This is a genomic window from Paenibacillus sp. FSL W8-0194 (genome assembly GCF_037969745.1).
Taxonomy (GTDB): domain Bacteria; phylum Bacillota; class Bacilli; order Paenibacillales; family Paenibacillaceae; genus Paenibacillus_AQ; species Paenibacillus_AQ cookii.
On sequence record NZ_CP150205.1, the window covers coordinates 2,638,904 to 2,660,339 of the forward strand.

Genomic DNA, 21,436 nt, shown 5'->3' on the forward strand with positions numbered 1-21,436 from the left:
TTTGGTAACATTAGTTTCATAAACTATTGAATCATGCGACCTCATGTTTTGGAAAGGATTGTAGTCATGAAGAAAGTCATCGTCATCGGATCGGGGATTCTGGGGGCATCGACCGCATATCAATTGTCGAAAATGGGGGCGGATGTCCTTCTGATCGATCGCCAAGATCAAGGGCAAGCTACGGATGCCGCCGCCGGGATCATCTGCCCTTGGCTGTCGCAGCGCCGTAATCAAGCTTGGTATCGGCTGGCGAAGGCCGGGGCGCGGTTTTACCCGGGATTGATCGAAGAGCTCACCCAAGAAGGCGAAACCGAAACGGGATATGCACGGGTGGGCGCCCTTAGCATCCATCCGGATCCGGAAAAAATTCGTAAGATGGAGGAGCGGGCCCGGCTGCGAAAAGAAGACGCGCCGGAAATCGGAGAGATTGAGATGCTGAACGAGGCTGAAACCCAAGCGCTTTTTCCTTTGCTGGGAGAAGGGTATCATTCGGTTCGCATCAGCGGCGCCGCCCGCGTCGATGGACGCGCCCTGCGTGACGCGCTGATCCGGTCGGCGCAGCGGCATGGAGCGGTTTATCTGCAAGGCGATGCCGTCCTAACGTACGAGGCCAACCGCGTAACAGGCGCCAAAGTAGGCAAGGAGCGCTTTTCGGCCGACCAAACCGTCGTTTGCGCCGGCGCATGGGCCGGGCTGCTGCTGGAGCCGCTCGGCATTCGGTTTAACGTTCGTTTCCAGAAGGCGCAAATCATGCACGTGCAGGTCGACCGCAAAGAGGATACGGGCAAGTGGCCCGTCGTGATGCCGCCTTCGGATCAATACATGATCGCATTCGGCGAACAAAAAATCGTGATCGGGGCTACCCACGAAAACGACATCGAAGGTTATGATACGCGAATCACGGCAGGGGGAATGCAGGAGATTTTAAATAAAGGGTTAAGCTTGGCTCCTCGTTTGGCCGAGAGCACGTTTCAGGAGGTCAGGGTCGGTTTTCGCCCGTTTACCCCCGAATTTCTTCCCGTCATCGGCGCCGTCCCAGGCTGGGAGGGGCTGCTTGCGGCCAACGGACTCGGGGCGTCAGGCTTGACGATGGGACCGTTTTTAGGAAGCCAATTGGCCAAGCTGGCATTGGGGATGGACCTGGACATCGACATCCGGGATTACGACATCCGAAAAGCCATCGGGTAACCGGACCCAAGCCGCTGATTGTTTGGTTGCGATAAACTTAAGCCTCTTCACAAGGAAGAGGCTTTTTCATTCATACTAAAAGTCATATCCCTTCTCACCAGCGATGGACGCGTACCGGCAGGGAAGCCAGCGTTTGTCCGGCGGCGGAAGGCGTCAGATGTTCTTCCAGCTTGAAACCGGGAACGGGTTCGATCCGCCGGAAGTGATCCATGAACAGTCCGAGGCCGATGTTGGCCTCCAATCTGGCAAGCGGGGCTCCCAGGCAAAAATGCGGCCCGCTGCCGAAAGTCAGATGCTTTTTGTTGTTGGGCCGGTGAATGTTCAAGGTGAACGGATCCTCGAACACCTCTTTGTCCATATTGGCGGCGCTCATCCAGGCAACGACGACATCGCCCTTTTTTAAAGGAACGCCGAGCACGTCGTTGTCTATTTTTACCGTCCGATCCATTTTGGCGACATGAAAACGGTAGCGGAGCATTTCTTCTACGGTATTCGGAAGCAGCTCGCGGTTCGACTGCACTTCGGCATAAATCCGCTCGTCGTCATATAAAAACGAATAAAACGTGCAGGCCAGCAGATGACTTGTCGTCTCGATGCCGGCTCCCAGGATGAACATGGTCATCCGGACGATTTCGTCATCCGTCAAACGTTCCCCGTCAACCTCCGCCTGAATCAGGTCCGAGATGATGTCATCGGCAAGGTTCGTTCTTTTATGGACGACATGAGGGTAAAGATAGCTGTAGTAGTTTTTGGCCGCCTGTCGTTTCAGCTCCTGAACGTCCTCGACATTTTCTTTCGGCAGCGGGAGGAACAGGTGGTCGACCCACGTTTTGAACAAAAACCGGTCCTCCGACGGAACGCCGAGCAAGTCGGCAATTACGATGGTAGGCAGGGCGCCGGAAAAAGCTGGAACGATATCGATGACCGGATCGTCGCCCATGTCCTGGATCAGCTGCCTGACCACTTCATGGATGCGCGGCTCCCAAAGTTTCAAGCTTCTTGGCGTAAAAGCGGCCGAAAGCAGGCTGCGGCTTTTCCGGTGTTCCGGAGGATCCGAATTCAAATTGATGCGGCCGGAAGAATGTTGGCCTTCCTCATTGTCCGCGCCGACGCTGATGGTTGTCCGGGTTCTGACACTGGAGAAGTATTCATGGTCGCTCAGCACTCTTTTAACGTCGTCATACCGGAAAACATTCCACGAATTCGTTGCTTCGTTGTAGCTGATCGGTTCCTGTTCCAATTTGTGCTTGTACCATTCAAAAGGGCTAAATTCTTCGACGGCGGATTGAAACTGGGTGATTTCGGCTAAGGAGATAATTTCCTTTTGCATTCGTTTCCCTCCCGGTTTGTAAAATGGGGACATCGGCAAGAATTCCAATATATGTTAATCATAACATACCAAGGATGAAGGGGACACTTTCGAACGACCCATGCCGAAAGTTCTGTTTTACCGATGGGAATGCGCGCATTTATTGTCGTTGTACAGAAACATCCGGAGCGAGCAACTATTTTCAGGGAAACAAGCACGGCACGCGTGCTCAAAGACTGGAGTGGAGGGGTGCCGTCAGCGGCTTCAGCATGGGACTGACCGGGATTTGGGTGTCCTTGTTGGCGTTTCCGCTGCATTTAATGGGGGGGTGAGCTTAGCCCTCTACTGGACGTCCCTTTATGTTGTTTGAACATTTTGATAAAATGGGAACAAGTTTCATGACGAGAAAAAGGGTTATCCGATACAGAACGCAGTGAGCTGATCTGTATCGGGATAACCCTTTTTCTATATGGATTTACGTATTATATAAGGTCGGACTTTTGCAGCAGCCGCTCTACGACCGCGGCTAATTCCGCTCTTGTGATGAATGATGTTGGCGCAAGCCGGGTACTGCTTCGGCCTGTCACGATACCGGCCTGCAGGCAATCTGCGATGCTTTGCTGTGCCCAGCGTGCGGCATGCGCAGCATCCGTATACGGCTCTAGCGTTTTTTCTGCCGATTGTTGATTAAGCTTCGATGCCAGGCCCGTAAGCTTCGTCGCTTTAGCGACGATCGCCATAGCCTGCTCACGGGTAATCTTTTCGTTCGGACGGAAGGTGCCGTCCTCGAAACCTTGGATCAGCCGATAAGCGGATGCTGTTTCGATTGCTCCGCTGTACCAATCCGATGTCTTCACATCCTGAAATGGCGCCGCTCCTTCTTCAGGCTTTAGCCCCAGGCCACGAACGACGATCGCGGCGAACTCGGCGCGGGTAATGTCGCGGTCCGGACCGAACCGGCCGTCTCCCATGCCTTCGATAACCATGCGCGATCCCATCTCATTAACGGAGGCTTTAGCCCAGTGGTTTGCCGCATCGCTGAATTCGAGCGGATGCCAGACGACCGAATACACGTCATTGGTTAAGCTGTTGATTTTGGCATAATACTTTCCGCCGATGACTGTAATTTTGGTCGGTACGTGGCGGACCGTTCCATCCGGATCAACGGCAACGCCTGTCGTAATTTTGCTTGGGTCGACGCCGTCCGGAATCGCGATCATTCGCTCCACGTAGGCGCTGAATTTCGAAACCTCGATGACTTTATCCCCGTAAATGCCGCGAATTGCAAATTCAACCGGAGGTGCAACAAGGGTGAACGATCCATCGGCAGCGGCTTTGTCCAAGGCTTTTACTTTGTCCGCAGCCGGAGTCGCCATTTCGATTCGTACCTTGATGTCCTGCAAAGCTACCGATTTGCCGATCTGGTTGGAGATCGAGTCGATGTCTATTTGCTGTGCGGGAAGAGTAAACGTCGCCCGGTTTGTTTTGATTTCCAAGACAGCCTGTTTATTCTCCATACTTTTAACCATCTGGCCGTTTAATTCGGAGGAAACCGTATCGGAATCCGTGGCCACGGGAATCGTAACAACCGCATGCTGTCCCGCTGCTTGGAGCATATCTTCCAGCTTCTTCGGATCGAGAGCTACCGTAGTAACGGTTTGGCCATCACGCTTGGAAGTTGTGATGTTTCCGGCCTTTTCCGAGTTGCCATTGACCAGTATAGCTATGCTCGTATCGGCTTTTGGCGGAGCCGTAGGAGCCGTTGGCCCGGTTGTTGTTGGCGGTACTGGTGTCGGCGCCGGCGTATTGGAATCGTCTCCGCTTGATGGCTGTTTTGGGATAACCGGATTCGATTCCGCCGAAGATTCGCCGCTGCCGGCGCTGTTTATCGCTTTAACCGTAAATGTATAACTCACGCCGTTGGTTAACCCGGTAATCGTCATTGGACTGGCTGCTCCAGTGACGATCATGCCGCCTGGCTGAACTGACACTTCATACCCCGTAATCGGTCTGCCGCCATTGTCCGCGGGAGGGGTGAACGTAATCGTCGCTTCACCGTTGCCTGCGACGGCCTTCACATTCGTCGGGGCGGCGGGAGTAGTTACCGGCGTTGCGCTTACAGGCAGGGAGGCAGGGCTGTCTTCGCCCAGATTCGTTGCCTTCACGGCAAAATAATAAGTCGTTCCGTTAGTCAGGCCGGTCGCCAAATAGTTGTACACGGAGCCGGTGACGGTCGCTACCTGGGTATCAATCGCGTCAGGATTTTCACTTTGGAAAACTTTATATCCGGTTGCTCCGTCTACGGGGTCCCAGGCAAGCGCCACTTGACCATTGCCGGCAACAGGCGGCTTCAATACCGGAGCACCCGGCGCAGGCGGCACCGGAATAACTGCGCCCGACGATGCCGAAGCTGCCGAATCGCCTGCACGATTCGTCGCGATCACTGTAAAGGTGTACGGGGTCCCGTTATCTAATCCGGTTACCTTAATCGGGCTGCCGCTACCGGTAACGGTCTTGCCTCCCGGACTTACGATAACCGTATACTGAGTAATCGGGCTTCCACCATTACGATCCGGTTCTTTAAAGCTGATCGTAGCTTCTCCGTCTCCGGCAATGGCCTTTACGTCGGTCGGGGCACTCGGCTTGTCCGCGACATAAACCGCTGCTGTGTCATTAAAGCTTCCGTCAGTCGTTTCCACCGTAATCGTTGCATTTCCGGGACCTACCGGCGTCACGACTCCGTTTTGATCCACGGTAGCCACCGTTTCATCGCTGGATTTCCAGGTAACGCTTCGATTCGCCGCATCTGCGGGTTCCACGGTCGCAATCAATGTTTGGGTTGCTCCGTCTACGGTAAGTTCCAGTTTTTTTGAATCGAGGGTAACGCCTGTAACGAGAACGTCCCCGGTATTATTCACGTTGAGTGTAAAAGAATACGTTGTGCTTGCGCTTCCGTCATTCAGAGTCACGGTGATGACAGATTGACCATAAGCATTGGCGGCAGGAGTCATCGTCAACGTTCGTTCTTGGCCGCTGCCTGTAATGACGAGGTTCTGGTCAGCGATCAATGATGGATTGGAAGAACGGGCCGATACTTGAATCTGGTCCCCTTCGTCAGGATCGAGTATTTTAAACGTTCTCGCCGCCGACTTGTTTTTATCCGTGATCGTACTTCCTACAAAGCCCGTATTTTGCGCCCAGGCAGCGTTGCTGATCGTACCGTTGTTTTGTGGTCCTCCCGTATTCAGAGCTATATTGCCGCTGCTGCGGTCGTTTAATTTATAATTGGCAACCAGATGATTTTCGGAACCTGTCAAATCATCGTTCATCCCGCGAATAATTTCGTCTTGGCTCTTCGCTTTGCTCCAGAACCTTACATCCTTCATGCCGCCATTAAAATCGCCATCTTGTGCCCATGTGCTTTTACCAAGCCAGTTGTTTGGTCTGGCCTTATTACCGATTACGCTTAAATCCATCGGCCCCCGAGCCTTTAGCGCGCCGTCCCAGTAAATGCTCCCTGTCTTTTGGGTTTGGTCATAAACAATCGCCACATGAACCCATTGGGAGAGCGGGAAGTTTTCTTGCGTCGTAATATTGCCGCCGGCCCCTGGATATTGACTTGTGTAGGAGGAGAAATTCATTTTGGTTCTGTCGAATCCAACAAACACATTATAGTTGTTCATGCCAATCGAGGAATCGAAAAATCGCATCCATGTTTGAAAGGCATTCACTTTCAGGTAACCTTCTACAGTAAAGGAGTTCCCGTACATCCCCAAATCCGGAAAGGTCATGTAATCCCCGTTGCCATCGAAACTGAGGTAGTCTCCTCCGCTGATTTCGGTCAGATAGGGCGGGTCGTTCACGGGCAGAACCTGAATGCCGGCCGATCCCAAATCTGAACCGAATCCCGAATAACTCGTCGAGTCCACATAACTGTACTTCTGGAGGCCGTTTGCCGACGCATCCCATAGCTTATACTTTACTGAAGTGTCTCCATTCCAATCCCTTGCAGGGACGAACCTGATTTGATCCGTGCTTTCTAGCAATAAGACGTGATTGTCCGAAGTAGGTTCGATATTATACCAAAGACCGATGCTGGCATTATAATACTGCCAATTACCATGGGCATTATCCAAGTTCGTAATCGCGACTCCTGCATTCATCGGGTCCGAAACTTTCCCTGACAGAAGATCGGATATGCGCGCTCCCGTGCTGTTCGCATCGTCTTCATTGATGGACGGCAGTGCTGCTGGACTGTTGTCAATCCATACTAAGCTTGACCCGGCCTGTGCCAATACGGAATGGACCGGGCCGACACCAGATACGGCGAGCCCCAATGACAACGTGGAGCAAATAGCTATTTTTGTGAATGATTGCTTCATGTTCAGATCCCCTCTTATTTAGTCTGTTTTTTCTGCGACAAAAATCGGGATCATTATACATGAGCGCGATAAACAAAAAATAAACAAGAAAGAGCCCCCGAATGCAGTCGATTCGAAGGCTCTTTGTTCAGCTAATTCGTATGCAGCAGTTTCTCGATATGCTCTTTAAGATGCGGTTCCGGCCTCGTACCAAGTTCCTGCAGAAGGGTTTCCTCCAGCAGGCGGTACTGCTGTAGCGCTTCGTTCTTTCTCCCAAGCCGGGCATAAAGCCGGATCATCTCATCATGGATATCTTCCCGGAGAGATTCTCGCTTCACGATTTCTCCAAAGTAATACAGCGATTTAGCGTGATCATTGCACTGGAGATAGTGTCTTGCGGCTGCCTCCAGCATTTCTAAATACTTTTGTTCAAGACGGTAAATGATGCTGCCTGCCCAATCATAGGACTTGCCTTGCAATAAAGGTCCCGTGTACAGGGAGAGGGCCCTCTCCAGCAGCTGCTCATGTTGTGACGGATTCATTCTGATCTGTTTCGCCACGTTCTCAAACTCGTATAAATCACAATACATGCTGCCCCCGTGAATACGGATGTCATTTCTGCCTGCCTCGATGCACTGACTTGCCTTATTGTCATGAATCGCTTTGCGAATATAGTAGAGGGTCTGGTTCAGGTTTTTCCATGCCTTGTGAGGCTCCAGACCGTTCCATAACGTGTCGATGATTTCTTCCTTGCTTACCGTACCTTTGCACAGCAGAAAGGCAAACAATTCCTCCGTTTTAGGGCTTCTCAGTTTTAGCTGGGCGTGAGGTTGTCCACGCTGCATGATTTTAAATCCGTTAAATAGATGAACGGCTATGCCTGATTCGGCAGGTGCATACCCGCGTCTTTTGCTGACTTTACTCAGCGTTTTACGAATTCGTTCTGAAGTGACTGGTTTCAGCACATAGTCGAGGGCATTGACTTCGAAAGCTTGCAAGGCATACTCGTCATACCCTGTGACAAACACCAAATCTATGGAATCATCGAGCTCAGCCAGCAGGATGGAAAGCTTCATGCCATTCATTTCCGGCATTGAAATATCCAAAAAGACGACGTCTACCGGACTTTTCTTCACATATTCATAGGCTTCGAGCGGATCCCCAAAAGCAGCGCATATTTCAACGGTTCCGTTCTCGGACAAAATTCTTCTCAAACGTTTCAGTGATAATTCTTCATCATCTACGATCATAGCTCGCAGCATACCTTAACCTCCAGTCGGCTTGATCGGCTCCGCGGGAATGGAGAAGGAAACCTTCGTTCCTGTTCCTTCCACGCTTTCAATAATTAGATTCGTCCCGTAAAGAAGCTTGATGCGCTGGCTTATATTCCATAGTCCCACGCCATTTGATCCGGCACCCGGTGTCAGCAGCGCCTGCAGTTTCTGATCTCCGATGCCGCTGCCATCGTCTTCGACTGTAAAATTGACCCGCGACTCCGTCGCCATCTGGATGGATAGCTTTACGGTACCTCCGCGAAAATTGGTCATCAGTCCATGCCGGATGGCGTTTTCCACTAAAGGCTGCAGAACAAGCGGAGGAATACCGATCTCCGGATTGGCGTCCACGTCGTATTCCACATGCAGCCTGGGGCCGAACCGAGCCTTTTCGATATGAAGGTAAGCTTCCACCAGTTCCAGCTCTTTCCTCAGCGTTGTGAGGGCATCAAGCTGTTTGAAATCGAAGCTGCCTCTTAAATACTGTGAAAGCTGAAGGGTCAGCTCTTCTGCCTGTTCGGGATCATCCATGCATAATTCGGCAATGGAATTTAGAGCATTGAACAGAAAATGCGGATTGATTTGGGATCGCAAAAAAGCGATTTCGGCATCCTTGGCATTTTTCACCGAAGCCTTTAATTTGGTTAGACTCCGTACGCGTGCCATTAACTCCTCAGCTGCAAACGGCTTCCCGACAAAGTCGTTAGCCCCGCTTTCCATGCATAATTTTATATCGGCAGCCCGGTTTCTGGCCGTTAGCATCAATACTGGCAGCTCGAAGGAGGAGAATCTTTCTCTGATTTGCTTCAGCACCTCGTACCCGGACATATCGGGCATCGTCATGTCCAGGATGACCAGAAAGAAATGGGAGCTTCGGGATAGCTCATGAAGCGCCAGTTGTCCACGGTTGACGACCACAATGGAATGCCCCTCCAGTTTGAACAGGTTGATCATGGCTTGAAGATTGGCAAAATCGTCGTCCACTACAAGAATCGGCTCGTCGATTTTACCCGGAATATAAAGCGGATATTCCATATTCGGCATTTGCAGATCCGTTGGCTGCGTCTCTTTTGCTGGCGGACTAACGTTCTGATTCGAAGCTCGCCCCGCCAAAGAAAGAGTAAAGCTGAAGCTGGACCCGACGCCCGGGCTGGAACTCACATCGATTTCTCCTCCGTGAAGTTCTACCAGTTTCTTAGTAATGCTGAGTCCAAGCCCGGTTCCTCCGTCCGGATTGGTATCAGAAGCTGCGGCAGCCTGCTCATAGGCATCAAATATCCGGTCCTGCAGATGAGCAGGGATGCCGATCCCGGTATCCCTGACATGAACCACTACCCGCTGGCCCAGCACCGCGGCGCTTACTTCCACAACGCCTTGATCGGAATATTTAACCGCATTGCCGATCAGATTATGCAGGATTTGTATCAACCGGTTGCTGTCGGCATACACCGAAGGCACTCCTGCAGGAATGCGATTTACAAGGGAAATTTGTTTACCACCCAGCAAATACTGATGAACCCGGATCACCGAATCCACGGACGCCTTCAGATCTACGCTGCTCATGACGAGCGTAATATCCCCATATTTCATTTTGGAGTAATCGAGCAATTCGTTGACAAGATGGGTCAATCTTCTTCCGCTGCTTGTCACAATGGCCAGGTTTTGCGCCTGCTTTTCGTTCACAGGCCCTTCGACGCCCTTAAGGAGGGAATCCGTAATATTCACGATCGCATTTAAAGGCGTTTTTAATTCATGCGACGTGTTAGAGAGAAAGTCGTCTTTAATTTTATCCAGCTGGAGCAGCCGGTCTTTCATCGCATCAATGGTGTGATAGGCTTCAAAGAAACGAAGGACGATCAGAAAAATCATAATAATGTTAAATACGACAATGTATAACTGTCCGACCGACAAATTCTCCTTGATCGACAAAGCGAACAGAATCGTGTCGAGCGAGTACAGGTTAATCGTCAGAATTGACATGAACAGAAGCAGCGATTTGAAGCGGCTGGAATCAGGGCTTCGGACATAAAGAATGGCGGCCTTCAACAGCAGCCAGACGAGCATCAATTCATAAAAAACGATGATATAAGAATGGATCTGGGTGTAGAAATGGATCGATAGAAACGGCACCGTCACCAGAAAGCTTCCCAGCACAACCGTTACAGCCAGCGTCAGTTTGAAGGAAATCATATTTTTATGTACAAAATAGAAAAAGAGGGCTACGACGATAAAGGCCGCAAGCGAGCTCATGTCCTTAATCTTATACAGCACTTCGAAGGGAATTCCTGATAAAAAATAAAGCAGCGGCCGTTCCCCGATCAAACCGTGGTAAAGCGAAAAGAGCAAGCAGACGATCCCTGAAAGCAGAAGGGTATAGTCCCTCATGTTGTAGATGATCGTCGCGGCAAAGCAGATGAAATAGATACAAGACAGGATGGAGAGAATGGCGAGGATGCTGAATTCTCGGGCCATAGCCTTTTGCTGGTCGTCGATCATGGTCGCCTGGTCCCCGAAATAGATGGAGATCGGAATGCCCGCGTTAATATAATCATAATTGGCTACCTGCACGATAATTTCAATATCGTTTTGATCGGAGGCGAAGAGTCCGGTTTGCGGAACGTTTCCCGGCCGGTAAGCCGCAGCGTTCGTGGAAGGCTGTCCATCCTCAAAGAGCTTATGTCCGGCGACATAGACGGAGCTTGAAAAGCGGATATTCGTCTTTTTCAGGGCAAAAATACCGTGGATCGGTACGTTTCTCAGCACCATGCGATAAGTGGCCGAACCGTGCGCAGGTAGACGGTTGCCGTTTATTACTTTCCCGTTCCAGCGGGAGGGCACCTGCATATAAGTCGAGGGTACAGGTTTTGCTGCTTTAAAGTTTTCCGGGGTAAGGAGCTGATTCCAATAAAACTCCCATTCTCCGTCCAGCTTGATTCTTTTGTTCTGTTTGAAATCCCACGCCGACAGATCCATGACGCCGGCCCGAACCTGCAACCCGTCCGATCGTTGATGAGCACGCTCCATGAGGATTGATAAAGGGATAAAAGAAAAAACAATCAAGCTTATCATACAAATAACGACGATCCTCTTGAGCACTAGGTCCGCTCCTCTTCCATTCTGGATGGTTCCGATTTTGAATAAATCCATTCGACAATATATGATAGAATCCTCCAAAATGCAACAAGCCAGGTGGCTGCTATGATTTTCGCCGTACACCTTCGCCGTTGGCCTGCAGCGAAAAGCTTTGTAATCTGGATTACAGAAGAGGAATGATGGTGGGGTATGATAAATGTAACACTTCGCTTCAGGTTATGTTACGCGAGGTACGATGATCGCGGAGAGTGGAGCGGTGGTCGTTCGCAACATTGAAAGGAGGGGCAAAATGTTACTTGATGAGATGGAAAAAACCCGCAGCCTGGACGTGATGTCCCTGCTGCGGGTTATTTCTATATCTAATAACGCTCCAGGACCAGATTCGTCTTAAGCGAGTCGGCCGGAATGAGCCAGTCTTTGTCTTCCAGCAGCTTCATCAGCTTTGCCCGTTCGGATGCCGCCGTTTGGTAATCAGCGGTTTTGAAGGAAATCTCGACGATGTTTTCCGTGCCGCTGCCGTCCGCGCCGACGATCGGCCACAGCTCGATATCCGTCTCCAGGCCGTCGAAGGTTCCCGTGTATCTGCTGACTGAAACGGGGCCATGCGCGTAGGAATTCTTCAATACGGACGTTCCCCATCCCGCTCCGTTCGTTTTGTCGAGTTTGCCCGGAATTCCGTTCACCAGCATTTCCAGCGCATCTTTTTCGCTCGGCAGCTTCAGCCCCTTGGTGGCCGAAACGTCCTTATCATTCGAAAAGCTGAGCGTCTGTTTGCCGTAACCCCAGTCGATCTCCGCATCGTAATTCGTGTCGTCCGCGCTGAAACCGTCCCGGTTCGCCTGATCCAGGGCGGCGTTGATATCCCCGTTGATCACGGCGTACCGTTTTTTGTACGTCAACTCGTATTTCTTCTTGTCTTCTTTTTTGCGAAAGCGCACATTCCAGCCCGCATCGTTCAGCTCCAGGGACGCTGTATCAAAATACTCCACGAGCATTCTGGCTGCCGGTTCTTCGATCGCAAAGGTTTTTTCGACCTGATCCTGCAGCGTAAGATCCCTGTTCAGGACCTTATCGGCTTTCAGCATGAACTTTATTTCATAGGACGGCACTGCATTGGCCGCCGCTTCGGCTTTGCCGGCAGGCTGCCAGCCGGTCATCAGGATTGCTGCGCCCAACGCGGCAATAACGATGGATTTTCCTTTTTTAGCCTTTGATTTCATCATTTCATCTCCCTCGTATGGATGTATCGTTCGTAACCTACTGTAAAGGGACAGTGTCAAACCTTGATCAAGGCAATGACCCGTTCAGGTAAAAAATAGAATCATTTATTCTTGGTCACCCAAGAGAGGTTCTTGGGCCGATTCTCGCCACTGTTCCAGCAGCTCGATAAATCGGGCGCTCGTTGCCGACAGGTACCGATCCTTGTTGGTCATGACGTACACATGGCGTTCGTCCGGGAGGTCCGGAATCGTCCACATCCGCAGCCGGCCGCCTGCCGTTTCGGATTGAACCGCCATCCGCGAGACGAAGGAAATATGCTCGCCCAGCATGACGGCTTGTTTGATCGCTTCCAGGGAGTCGAGTTCCAGCATGGAGAAGGGGCGAATGCCCTGCCGCTCCAGCCACGCGTCGGTCATGTTTCGGGTGTTGGATGCCTTCCCGTGCAGCACGAAAGAGGAGGCGGCGATCAGCTCCGGCGTCCACGCTTCGGCATCCGCAAACGGATGGGAAGGGGAGCAGATCAATACCAGCTCGTCTTTGCACAGCGCTTGCGCTTTGAGCGGCGTTTTGTGAAAAGGGGTGGTGGAAATGATTCCGGCATCGATCTGATGGGAATGCAGCATTTGCATGATGGCCGGCGCCGTTTTGACGGACAACGTCACGCGGATCCCGGGAAACGATTTGGTAAAGGAATCGAGAATCGACGGCAAAATGTAAGTCGCAGGCACATAGCTGGCTCCAATGGATAAAGTTCCTTGTTTGAGCGTATCAAAATCGTTGACGACCCGCCGGGCTTCCGATGCAAGCGCATTGATCTTGGAAGCGTAATGAAGCAGGGCGCGTCCGGCGTCCGTCAAAATAATCCTGCCCATGCGGGCGTCAAACAATTTCACCCCGAATTCCCGCTCGAGATTTTTCATGTGAAAGGTGACCGTCGGCTGTTTGAGTCCCAGGAGGTCGGCCACCGTGGTGATTTTATGGTGTTTCTCCAGCAGTTCGATAATCTGAAGTTTCAATAAATTAAGATTCATCATCGTTAAATCCCCGCCTATTCTTTTCTGGTTATCCTATCTATAGATTAAATCTATGAATGTTAACGCAGTTCATCGAAAGAATTAATTGTCGTTTTACATTACGGTAATACTGGCTTTCATTCCCGCAGGTAGACTTGGTATGTAGGCACGTTGGAACCAAACGAACGTCCCCAATGTTAAAGCAAGGAAGGGAAGCAGACAAAAATGGATTTGAACATCAGCGGTGTGGGCAAAAGTTTTGGAGGAAATACCGCTTTGCATCCGACCGACCTGAAGATCCGGCATGGAAAATTCACGACGCTGCTCGGACCTTCGGGATGCGGGAAGACCACCCTGCTGCGCTTGATCGCCGGTCTGGAGCGGCCCGATACCGGAAGCATCCGCTTCGGCGAGGACGTCCTGGCGAGCGAAACGAGGGAGGTGCCGCCCGAACGGCGCGGCTTCGGCATGGTGTTCCAGGATTTTGCGTTATGGCCGCATATGACCGTCTTCGAAAACGTAGCGTTCGGGCTCCGGGCCGCCGGACGCAAGGACGCGATTCGGGATAAAGTCTTGGAGGCTTTGGACAAGGTCAAGCTTAGCGGCATGGAGCAGCGTTATCCGCATCAGTTGTCGGGGGGCCAGCAGCAGCGGGTGGCTTTTGCGAGAGCGGTCGTGACGCGCCCGAGGCTGGTGCTGTTCGACGAGCCGCTTAGCGCGCTCGATGCGGTGCTCCGCGACGAGATGCGCCTGGAAATGATGTACCTGGTGCGCGAGATGGGACTGACCGCCCTTTACGTCACGCATGACCAGGTCGAAGCGATGTCCATGTCGGACGAAGTGATCGTGATGCATGGGGGAAAGGTGCTGCAAAAGGGTACGCCCGAAGAAATTTACAATCAGCCGCGGCACCCGTTTGTCGCGCGGTTTATCGGGAAGTCCAACTGGCTTGCGGACGGACGGTCCATGTTCAGGCCGGAGCAGATCCGGTTCGAGCCGGACGGGCAAGATACTTTGGCTTATGACGCGACCGTTGCGCAGGTAAGCTACGTCGGCGACCGGTACGAAGTCAGGCTGAAGTCGGACGTGGCTGACGGACTCTGGCTCGCCTATTATCCCCGGCGGCTGAGCGAAGGGACCGAGATTACGATTTACCTGCCGAAGCATAGCATTCATCGGTTGGACGGGGATTGAAACATGGGGATTCAAAACGAAAAATATCGAGGGGGAAACGACGATGTTCAACTTGAAACGGAACACATGGAAGAAAGGAAGCGCTTTGGTTCTGGCATTGACGCTCGGAGCCGCGCTTGCCGGCTGCGGAAGCAACAAGGCGGCTGAAGATACGGCTGCCGCCGCCGGAGAGGGCAAGCAGGCGGAGACGGCGGACAAAACGCTTACCGTGTATACGGCGGGACCCGAGGGATTAGCGAACAATCTCATCAAGGATTTCGAATCCCAGACCGGTATCAAGGTCGAGACGTTTCAGGGCACGACAGGGAAAATCCTGGCCCGTTTGGAAGCGGAAAAGTCCAATCCGGTGGCCGACGTGGTTATTCTTGCCTCGCTGCCTTCCGCCCAAGGCCTGAAGAAAGAAGGATTGACGCTTCCTTATCCGGAAGCGAAAAACGCGGACAAGCTGAACAAGGATTGGTCCGATCCGGAAGGGAACTACTTCAGCTCCAGCGCGTCGGCGCTCGGGATTGCCTACAACACCAAGCTGGTAACGACGCCGCCGACGTCCTGGAACGATTTGGCCAAACCGGATTACAAGGATCAGGTTAACATTCCGGATCCGTCGCTGTCGGGTTCCGCCCTTGATTTCATTACGGGTTACCTTAGCGACAAAGGCGAAGGAGGCTGGTCCCTGTTCGAGAGCTATAAGGCGAACGGCGTTGCCATGGCCGGTGCCAACCAGGAAGCGCTGGATCCGGTCATTACCGGCGCGAAGAGCATGGTCGCCGGCGCCGTCGACTACATGACTTACAAAGCCAAAGCGAAAGGCGAGCCGATCGACATCGTGTATCCGCAGGAAGGCACCGTGGTCAGCCCTCGGCCTGCGGCGATCCTGAAATCCACCAAACATGAAGAAAGCGCGAAGGCATTCATCGATTATCTGCTTTCCGATGCGGCGCAAAAGCTGGTTTCCGATGCCGCGCTGCTTCCGGGCCGAACGGATATCAAAGCCGAGAACCGCGCCAATCTGGACGAAATTCCGCTGCTCAAGACGGACTGGGGTTGGATGGGCGAGCACGGCACGGAAGTCACCGAGAGATTCACGAAGCTGCTGAAGTAACATGAATCCATCGATGCTTCCGCGCCGACGAAAAGCCTGGTCGATGGGACTGGCGCTCCTGGTCCTGCTTGGTCTCATCGTCCTGCCTTTGGGCGAAATATTCATTCAAAGCGTATACCGGGACGGGGAGCTGCAATGGTCGGCCCCGTTCCGAACGTTGGCGGATTCCGAATTGATGAACGTGCTCATGTCTTCCGTCTGGCTGGGGGTGTGCGTCATCCTCGGTACGACGGCGATCGCCCTCCCGCTTGCGTGGGTGATGGTCCATACCCGGCTCGGGGAGCGGCGGTGGCTGGAAATCGTGTTCCTTATTCCCTTCATGACGCCGCCATACATCGGTTCGATGGGTTGGATTCTGTTCATGCAAAAAAACGGATATCTGGAGCAGCTGGCTCCGGGGCTTGCCGGGTTGGGAGAAGCCTTTTTCTCCTTCGGCGGCATGGTTGCGATCATGAGCCTGCATCTTTACCCGTTTCTGTACTTGCTGCTGCGCGGAGCGCTCGAGAGAATCGGAGGGAATATGGAGGAGGCGGCCGCGGTGATGGGAGCGCCGTTTCTCTACCGCTTCCGCCGGGTGATCGCTCCTTTGCTGCTGTCGGCCTTCGGCATGGGCGCGATGCTCATCTTTGTCAAAACGATCGCGGAATTCGGCACCCCGGTTACGTTCGGCAAACGAATCGGATACGAAGTCATGACGTCCGAAATCCATAAATACATTTCCAGCTGGCCGATCGATTTCGGCAAGGCGACTTCACTGTCGTCCGTGCTTCTGGCAAGCTGCCTGCTGGTCTGGTACATGCAGTCGGTGATGAGCCGAAAATATACGTTTGGCTTGGTCGGGGGAAAAGGCGTCCGCCGTTCCGCCATGCGCGGTGCCGGATGGCTGCATTGGGCGTCGGGAATCTACGTCATTTTGCTGCTGATCGCATCGGTCGGCATCCCGTATTTTTCGATCGTAGCGGCTTCCACGATGAAACTGCGGGGCGTCGGACTCGCCTGGAACAACTTTACGCTCGATTTCTACAAAGAGCTTCTCAGCTGGCATTCGCCCAGCATGAAGGCGCTGATGAACAGCTTGTGGCTGTCCTTGGCCGCTTCGACCATCGCCGTGCTGCTCGGGACCTGGTTCGCCGTCGCGATCGGAAGGTCCAACACCCGCGGGCAGCGCACGCTCGATCTGTTCAGTCTGCTCCCGAACACGGTGCCGGGAATCGTTCTTGTCGTGGGGTTGATTTTGTTATGGAACTCCCCATGGATGCCGATACCGCTGTACAACACCTATGGCATGGTCATTCTCACGTATGTCGTCTTATTCGTTCCGTACACGGTGCAGTACGTCAAAAGCGCCTTCACGCAAATCGACGCGTCGCTTTTTCAGGCCGGGCAAGTATTCGGCGCAAAACCGGGCTACATTTTCCGCAGGGTGCTGCTGCCGCTGATCGTTCCGGGAATGCTGGCCGGATGGATGATGACCTTTACGATCGCATCGCGGGAGCTGGTCGGCTCCCTGCTCATTTTGCCGCCGTCGATGCAGACCTCGGCCACGTATATCTACGCCCAGTTCGAGCAGGGGCAAGTATCGCTCGGGATGGCGATGGCCGTCATCTCGGTGGGGCTGACCACCTTGCTGCTCGTTCTTCTCGAAGCCGCGGGCTCCAAAAGAAAGTGGGCCGCTCGATGATGGAGTTGAAAGTGTGGGGCGGCGCCGGAGAGCATGGCCGTTCTTGTTACGTCATCACAGGAAATCAGCATCGGATCATGCTCGACTGCGGCGTCAAAAAGGAAGGGACCGGACAATACCCTTTGCTTGAGGAAAACCTGATCCCCGGTCTGACGGCGGTATTTCTTTCGCATGCCCACGAGGATCATTCCATGGCCTTGCCTCTGTTGTACAAGCATGGTTATCGCGGGGAGATTTGGGCAACGAAGCCAACGGTTAAGCAGTTGGAGCATTATTTTGACCATTGGCGCAAATACGTGGCAGGACGAAACGGCGAGCTTCCATATGGCCAAGAGCATATTTCCGCCATGCGTTTTCGCATTCTGGAGGAGGAAGTTGCCGGAGGCGAATGGCTGCAGCTGCAGGATAGGCTCCGGCTGCGGTGGGGGCGGAGCGGCCATATGCTCGGTTCCGTCTGGCTGCGGATTCATATGGAGGCACGGCATATATTTTATTCGGGAGACTTCAGCCGCGAATCCGGGCTGCTTGTCGTCGATCCGCCTGAGGGGTCCTCTTTAGGGGAAACGTCTTCAGCTCTTGACCGAAAACCTCCCGGAATATCTTTATCCATCATGGACAATGCATATGGGACGGATGAGGAGTCGCAGGATCAGAAGCTGGACCTGCTCGGCAGGTTCGCTCAAAACGTTTTGGAACGAGGGGGGCATGTCCTGATGCCGGTTCCGGCTTTCGGCCGGGGACAGGATTTGCTGCTGTGGGCGCGAAGACGTTTCCCGAATCGGCATATCCTTGCCGAACCGGAAATCGTTGAAGGGCTTCGCCAGATGGCCGAATGGAAGGATTGGCTGCGACCTGGGGTCGAACGCCAAATCGAAGAAGCCGTGTCCTCCCCTTATCTTCATGTTCCGGCATGCCAGGACGAACGGCTTCGGCGGCTGCAGGGCAACCATCCGCTGCTTATTTTCACGACCGATGGCATGATGGAGTCGCCGCGGGCCCGTTGGTACGCCAGCCGTCTTGCGCCGAACGCGAACCATGCCGTCGTCATTACGGGTCATGCAAGCGAAGGGACGTTTGCCCGCCGACTGCTGAACGGCGAAGCCGTGGAGATGTCTTGCGAAACGGTTCGGATCGGCTACAAAATCCATCAGGGAATGGACGACGTCCGCCGTATGCTGCAAGAGGTGCCGAGCCGTCATGCGTTGCTGGTCCATGCTCCGCAGGCCGAAACGGATCAGGTCGTCGCCCGCCTCGGACGGGAAGGGCACCAGGGCCTGCTTTCATTAAAGCCGGGAGAGTTCATGGTCTTTTAAATCTCGGAGAATATTAGATCTCTTATTCCTCGTCAGACATCGTCTGGCGGGGATTTTTGCGTTTCAAGCTTAGCAAAAGAGGGAAAGGGATCAGAAGGGAGTTTCTTTTTCTATGCAAATGTTGGTATATTGGTTAATGTATAATTAACCTGCCCCGAAATATGCATTACCTCTCTCCCATGAACTTATCCATTGGAACTGGTTGAAATTGTATTTTAAGAAATCATGGTTTTTTTGGTAAAATAGTATTCTGGGCGGTAGAGTACCGTCTCCCAAAAAGAGAATATGAAGGGGACTAAGATTCGGCGTTGACCGAGAAGAGGAGGACACATGAAATCAATTAAGCTCTCATTATTTTCCCTTACGTTGCTGCTCCTCATGGTGACCGGCTTGTCCGGTTTGGCGGGAGGCGCCGCAGCGGAGCCGAATTCCGGCAAAACTTACGTGATCGGCACCGACATTACGTTTGCGCCTTTTGAGTTCCAGGACGTTAACGGAAAATACGTTGGTATCGACATGGATCTGATGGAAGCCATCGCCAAAGATCAAAATTTCAAGTATGAAATCAAACCTCTGGGCTTTAACGCAGCCGTTCAGGCTTTGGAGTCGAACCAGGTGGACGGCGTGATCGCGGGGATGAGCATTACCGACGAAAGGAAGCAAAAGTTCGATTTTTCCGAACCGTATTTTGAATCCGGCGTCGTCATGGCGGTCGGCATAAATAACGACACCGTCAAAAGCTACGACGATTTAAAAGGGAAAAAGGTTGCGGTCAAAACCGGAACGGAAGGCTACACCTTCGCGAAATCGATCGCTTCGAAATACGGATTCTCGATCGTCCCGTTCGATGACTCTTCCCAGATGTACGAAGACGTGAAAACCGGGAACTCCGTGGCCTGCTTTGAAGATTATCCCGTGCTGAGATATGTCGCCACCCAAAGCAAGGATCTTAAATTCGTGACCCCGAAAGAAGCAGGCGCCTCCTACGGATTTGCCGTGGGCAAAGGCAAAAACAAAGAACTTCTAGAAAAATTCAACACCGGCCTGGCCAATCTTAAGGCAAGCGGCGAATATGACCGCATCAAAGAAAAATATCTTGGCGAAGATGCGGCCGTGTCGACAAAGCAAAGCCGCGGGGAGTTGATTCTAGGATCGATCCAGCCGCTTCTGGTCGGTCTCGGCAAGACGCTTCTGTACACGATCGTTTCGCTCTTTTTTGCCTTTATTCTGGGCCTGATATTCGGTTTTATGAAAGTGGGGCAAAACCGGTTCCTGCGCGGCGTGGCGACGGTGTTCGTCGATCTGTTCCGCGGCATTCCGCTGATCGTTCTCGCCCTGTTCATTTATTTCGGCATTCCGCAGGCTCTGGGCTTTACGATGCCGCTGTTCCTGGCGGCAATTTTGACGCTGAGCTTGAATGCGGGGGCTTACGTGACGGAGATCATTCGCGGCGGCATCCAATCGATCGACCGGGGGCAAATGGAGGCAGCACGTTCGCTTGGTTTGCCTTATCGCAAAGCGATGATCAAGATCATCATCCCGCAGGCGATTCGCGTCATGGTTCCTGCGTTTATCAATCAGCTTGTCATTACGCTTAAAGACACGTCGATTCTGTCGGCGATCGGTCTGGTCGAGCTAACGCAGTCCGGCAAAATCATTATCGCGAGAACGTATGAATCCTTTACCATCTGGGCAGAAGTTGCCATCATGTATTTGATCGTCATTACGTTGTTAACGAAACTTTCAGGATATCTCGAAGGGAGGGTGCGCCGTGGGTAAAATCCGGGTTGAAGGTTTGAAGAAAAGCTATGGCGCCAACCAGGTGCTGAAAGGCATCGACATGCAGGTCAAGCAGGGCGAAGTCGTCTGCGTGATCGGTCCTTCCGGTTCGGGGAAAAGCACGTTCCTGCGCTGCATCAACCGGCTCGAGGACATTACGGAAGGCAAGGTCATCGTCGATGACCAGGACCTGAACGATCCGAAAACGGACATCAACAAGGCACGCGAAAACATCGGCATGGTATTCCAGCATTTTAACCTGTTTCCGCATTTCAGCGTGCTGAAGAACATTATGTTCGCTCCGATGGAGCTGGGAAAAATGAATGCGAAGGAAGCCCGTGAGACGGCGATGAAGCTGCTTGCGCGGGTCGGACTCGCCGACAAGGCGGACGCATTCCCGAGCCAGCTGTCAGGGGGCCAAAAGCAGCGGGTGGCGATCGCCCGCGCGCTGGCAATGAACCCTGACGTGATGCTGTTCGACGAGCCGACATCGGCGCTTGACCCCGAAATGGTCGGCGAGGTGCTCGGCGTCATGAAGGACCTGGCGCGCGAAGGGATGACGATGATGATCGTCACGCACGAGATGGGCTTTGCCCGCGAGGTGGCGGATCGCGTCATCTTCATGGACGGCGGTTACATCATCGAGGACGGCACGCCTGAAGAAGTGTTCGGCAGCCCGAAAAACGAACGTACCATCAGCTTTTTGCAAAAAGTGCTCTAAGCCCGCCGAGGTCGCTTAAAACGCGACGAAACGGTCGAAGGCTTTTACAACAAGGCTCCCCCAGGCAGCAAAGGCTCCCTGGCGGGAGCCTTTTTCCTTATGAATCGAAGGCACTTACAAGCAGGGGTGAATGCGGAATGCCGGTTTGAATTCGATAGGATGAAGTTGTATGATTTAAAATGAAATT

General features: G+C 52.8%; 13 protein-coding genes. 7 read left to right on the forward strand and 6 right to left on the reverse strand.

Annotated elements, in window-relative coordinates; genetic code table 11:
• The first annotated feature begins 66 nt into the window (after positions 1-66).
• Entirely contained in the window at positions 67-1,188 is a 1,122-nt protein-coding gene (locus MKY58_RS11815; protein WP_339324686.1) for an FAD-binding oxidoreductase, read from the forward strand.
• Positions 1,189-1,282: 94 nt separating this feature from the next.
• Here the strand turns inward: MKY58_RS11815 and MKY58_RS11820 are convergent, their stop codons facing one another.
• From MKY58_RS11820 to MKY58_RS11845, 6 genes are all read right to left on the reverse strand, one after another.
• Positions 1,283-2,518 (reverse strand): cytochrome P450, encoded by a 1,236-nt coding sequence (locus MKY58_RS11820; protein ID WP_339324687.1) that lies wholly within the window; start codon positions 2,516-2,518, stop codon positions 1,283-1,285.
• A gap of 461 nt (positions 2,519-2,979) precedes the next feature.
• On the reverse strand, positions 2,980-6,879 hold the full coding sequence (locus tag MKY58_RS11825) for an S-layer homology domain-containing protein (protein WP_339324688.1): 3,900 nt from the start codon (positions 6,877-6,879) through the stop codon (positions 2,980-2,982).
• Positions 6,880-7,010: 131 nt separating this feature from the next.
• The gene (locus MKY58_RS11830; protein WP_339324689.1) at positions 7,011-8,120 is read right to left on the reverse strand and encodes a BTAD domain-containing putative transcriptional regulator; all 1,110 of its coding nucleotides are present in this window, start codon (positions 8,118-8,120) and stop codon (positions 7,011-7,013) included.
• 3 nt (positions 8,121-8,123) lie between these two features.
• Positions 8,124-11,126: an ATP-binding protein gene (locus MKY58_RS11835; protein ID WP_339324690.1), complete on the reverse strand. Its 3,003-nt coding sequence runs from the start codon at positions 11,124-11,126 to the stop codon at positions 8,124-8,126.
• Between the two features lie 458 nt (positions 11,127-11,584).
• Positions 11,585-12,448, reverse strand: coding sequence for a hypothetical protein (locus tag MKY58_RS11840; protein ID WP_339324691.1), 864 nt, complete (start codon positions 12,446-12,448; stop codon positions 11,585-11,587).
• A 102-nt stretch (positions 12,449-12,550) separates the two neighbouring features.
• Positions 12,551-13,477, reverse strand: a complete 927-nt coding sequence (locus tag MKY58_RS11845; protein ID WP_339325129.1) for a LysR family transcriptional regulator — start codon at positions 13,475-13,477, stop codon at positions 12,551-12,553.
• Between the two features lie 207 nt (positions 13,478-13,684).
• Here MKY58_RS11845 and MKY58_RS11850 point away from each other — a divergent pair, with 207 nt between their 5' ends.
• The 6 genes from MKY58_RS11850 to MKY58_RS11875 all read left to right on the forward strand — a co-directional run bounded on the left by MKY58_RS11850 (position 13,685) and on the right by MKY58_RS11875 (position 21,249).
• Entirely contained in the window at positions 13,685-14,653 is a 969-nt protein-coding gene (locus MKY58_RS11850; RefSeq protein WP_339324692.1) for an ABC transporter ATP-binding protein, read from the forward strand.
• A 43-nt stretch (positions 14,654-14,696) separates the two neighbouring features.
• A complete protein-coding gene (locus MKY58_RS11855; protein ID WP_339324693.1) occupies positions 14,697-15,755 on the forward strand; it encodes an ABC transporter substrate-binding protein in 1,059 nt (352 codons plus the stop codon).
• Between the two features lies 1 nt (position 15,756).
• Positions 15,757-17,436 carry an iron ABC transporter permease gene (locus MKY58_RS11860; protein WP_339324694.1) on the forward strand — a complete coding sequence of 560 codons (1,680 nt, stop codon included), beginning with the start codon at positions 15,757-15,759 and terminating at the stop codon, positions 17,434-17,436.
• The gene (locus MKY58_RS11865; RefSeq protein ID WP_339324695.1) at positions 17,433-18,749 is read left to right on the forward strand and encodes an MBL fold metallo-hydrolase; all 1,317 of its coding nucleotides are present in this window, start codon (positions 17,433-17,435) and stop codon (positions 18,747-18,749) included. The genes MKY58_RS11860 and MKY58_RS11865 overlap by 4 nt, the downstream gene beginning before the upstream one ends.
• A 330-nt stretch (positions 18,750-19,079) precedes the next feature.
• A complete protein-coding gene (locus MKY58_RS11870) occupies positions 19,080-20,528 on the forward strand; it encodes an amino acid ABC transporter substrate-binding protein/permease (RefSeq protein WP_339324696.1) in 1,449 nt (482 codons plus the stop codon).
• Positions 20,521-21,249 (forward strand): amino acid ABC transporter ATP-binding protein, encoded by a 729-nt coding sequence (locus MKY58_RS11875; RefSeq protein WP_339324697.1) that lies wholly within the window; start codon positions 20,521-20,523, stop codon positions 21,247-21,249. The genes MKY58_RS11870 and MKY58_RS11875 overlap by 8 nt, the downstream gene beginning before the upstream one ends.
• The last annotated feature ends 187 nt before the right edge of the window (positions 21,250-21,436 follow it).

What these genes read in the sequence shown, in the direction of transcription:
- MKY58_RS11815 (WP_339324686.1), top strand. Translation starts at nt 67, where the DNA reads ATGAAGAAAGTCATCGTCATCGGATCGGGGATTCTGGGGGCATCGACC.
- MKY58_RS11820 (WP_339324687.1), bottom strand. Translation starts at nt 2,518, where the DNA reads ATGCAAAAGGAAATTATCTCCTTAGCCGAAATCACCCAGTTTCAATCC.
- MKY58_RS11825 (WP_339324688.1), bottom strand. Translation starts at nt 6,879, where the DNA reads ATGAAGCAATCATTCACAAAAATAGCTATTTGCTCCACGTTGTCATTG.
- MKY58_RS11830 (WP_339324689.1), bottom strand. Translation starts at nt 8,120, where the DNA reads ATGCTGCGAGCTATGATCGTAGATGATGAAGAATTATCACTGAAACGT.
- MKY58_RS11840 (WP_339324691.1), bottom strand. Translation starts at nt 12,448, where the DNA reads ATGATGAAATCAAAGGCTAAAAAAGGAAAATCCATCGTTATTGCCGCG.
- MKY58_RS11845 (WP_339325129.1), bottom strand. Translation starts at nt 13,477, where the DNA reads ATGAATCTTAATTTATTGAAACTTCAGATTATCGAACTGCTGGAGAAA.
- MKY58_RS11850 (WP_339324692.1), top strand. Translation starts at nt 13,685, where the DNA reads ATGGATTTGAACATCAGCGGTGTGGGCAAAAGTTTTGGAGGAAATACC.
- MKY58_RS11855 (WP_339324693.1), top strand. Translation starts at nt 14,697, where the DNA reads ATGTTCAACTTGAAACGGAACACATGGAAGAAAGGAAGCGCTTTGGTT.
- MKY58_RS11860 (WP_339324694.1), top strand. Translation starts at nt 15,757, where the DNA reads ATGAATCCATCGATGCTTCCGCGCCGACGAAAAGCCTGGTCGATGGGA.
- MKY58_RS11865 (WP_339324695.1), top strand. Translation starts at nt 17,433, where the DNA reads ATGATGGAGTTGAAAGTGTGGGGCGGCGCCGGAGAGCATGGCCGTTCT.
- MKY58_RS11870 (WP_339324696.1), top strand. Translation starts at nt 19,080, where the DNA reads ATGAAATCAATTAAGCTCTCATTATTTTCCCTTACGTTGCTGCTCCTC.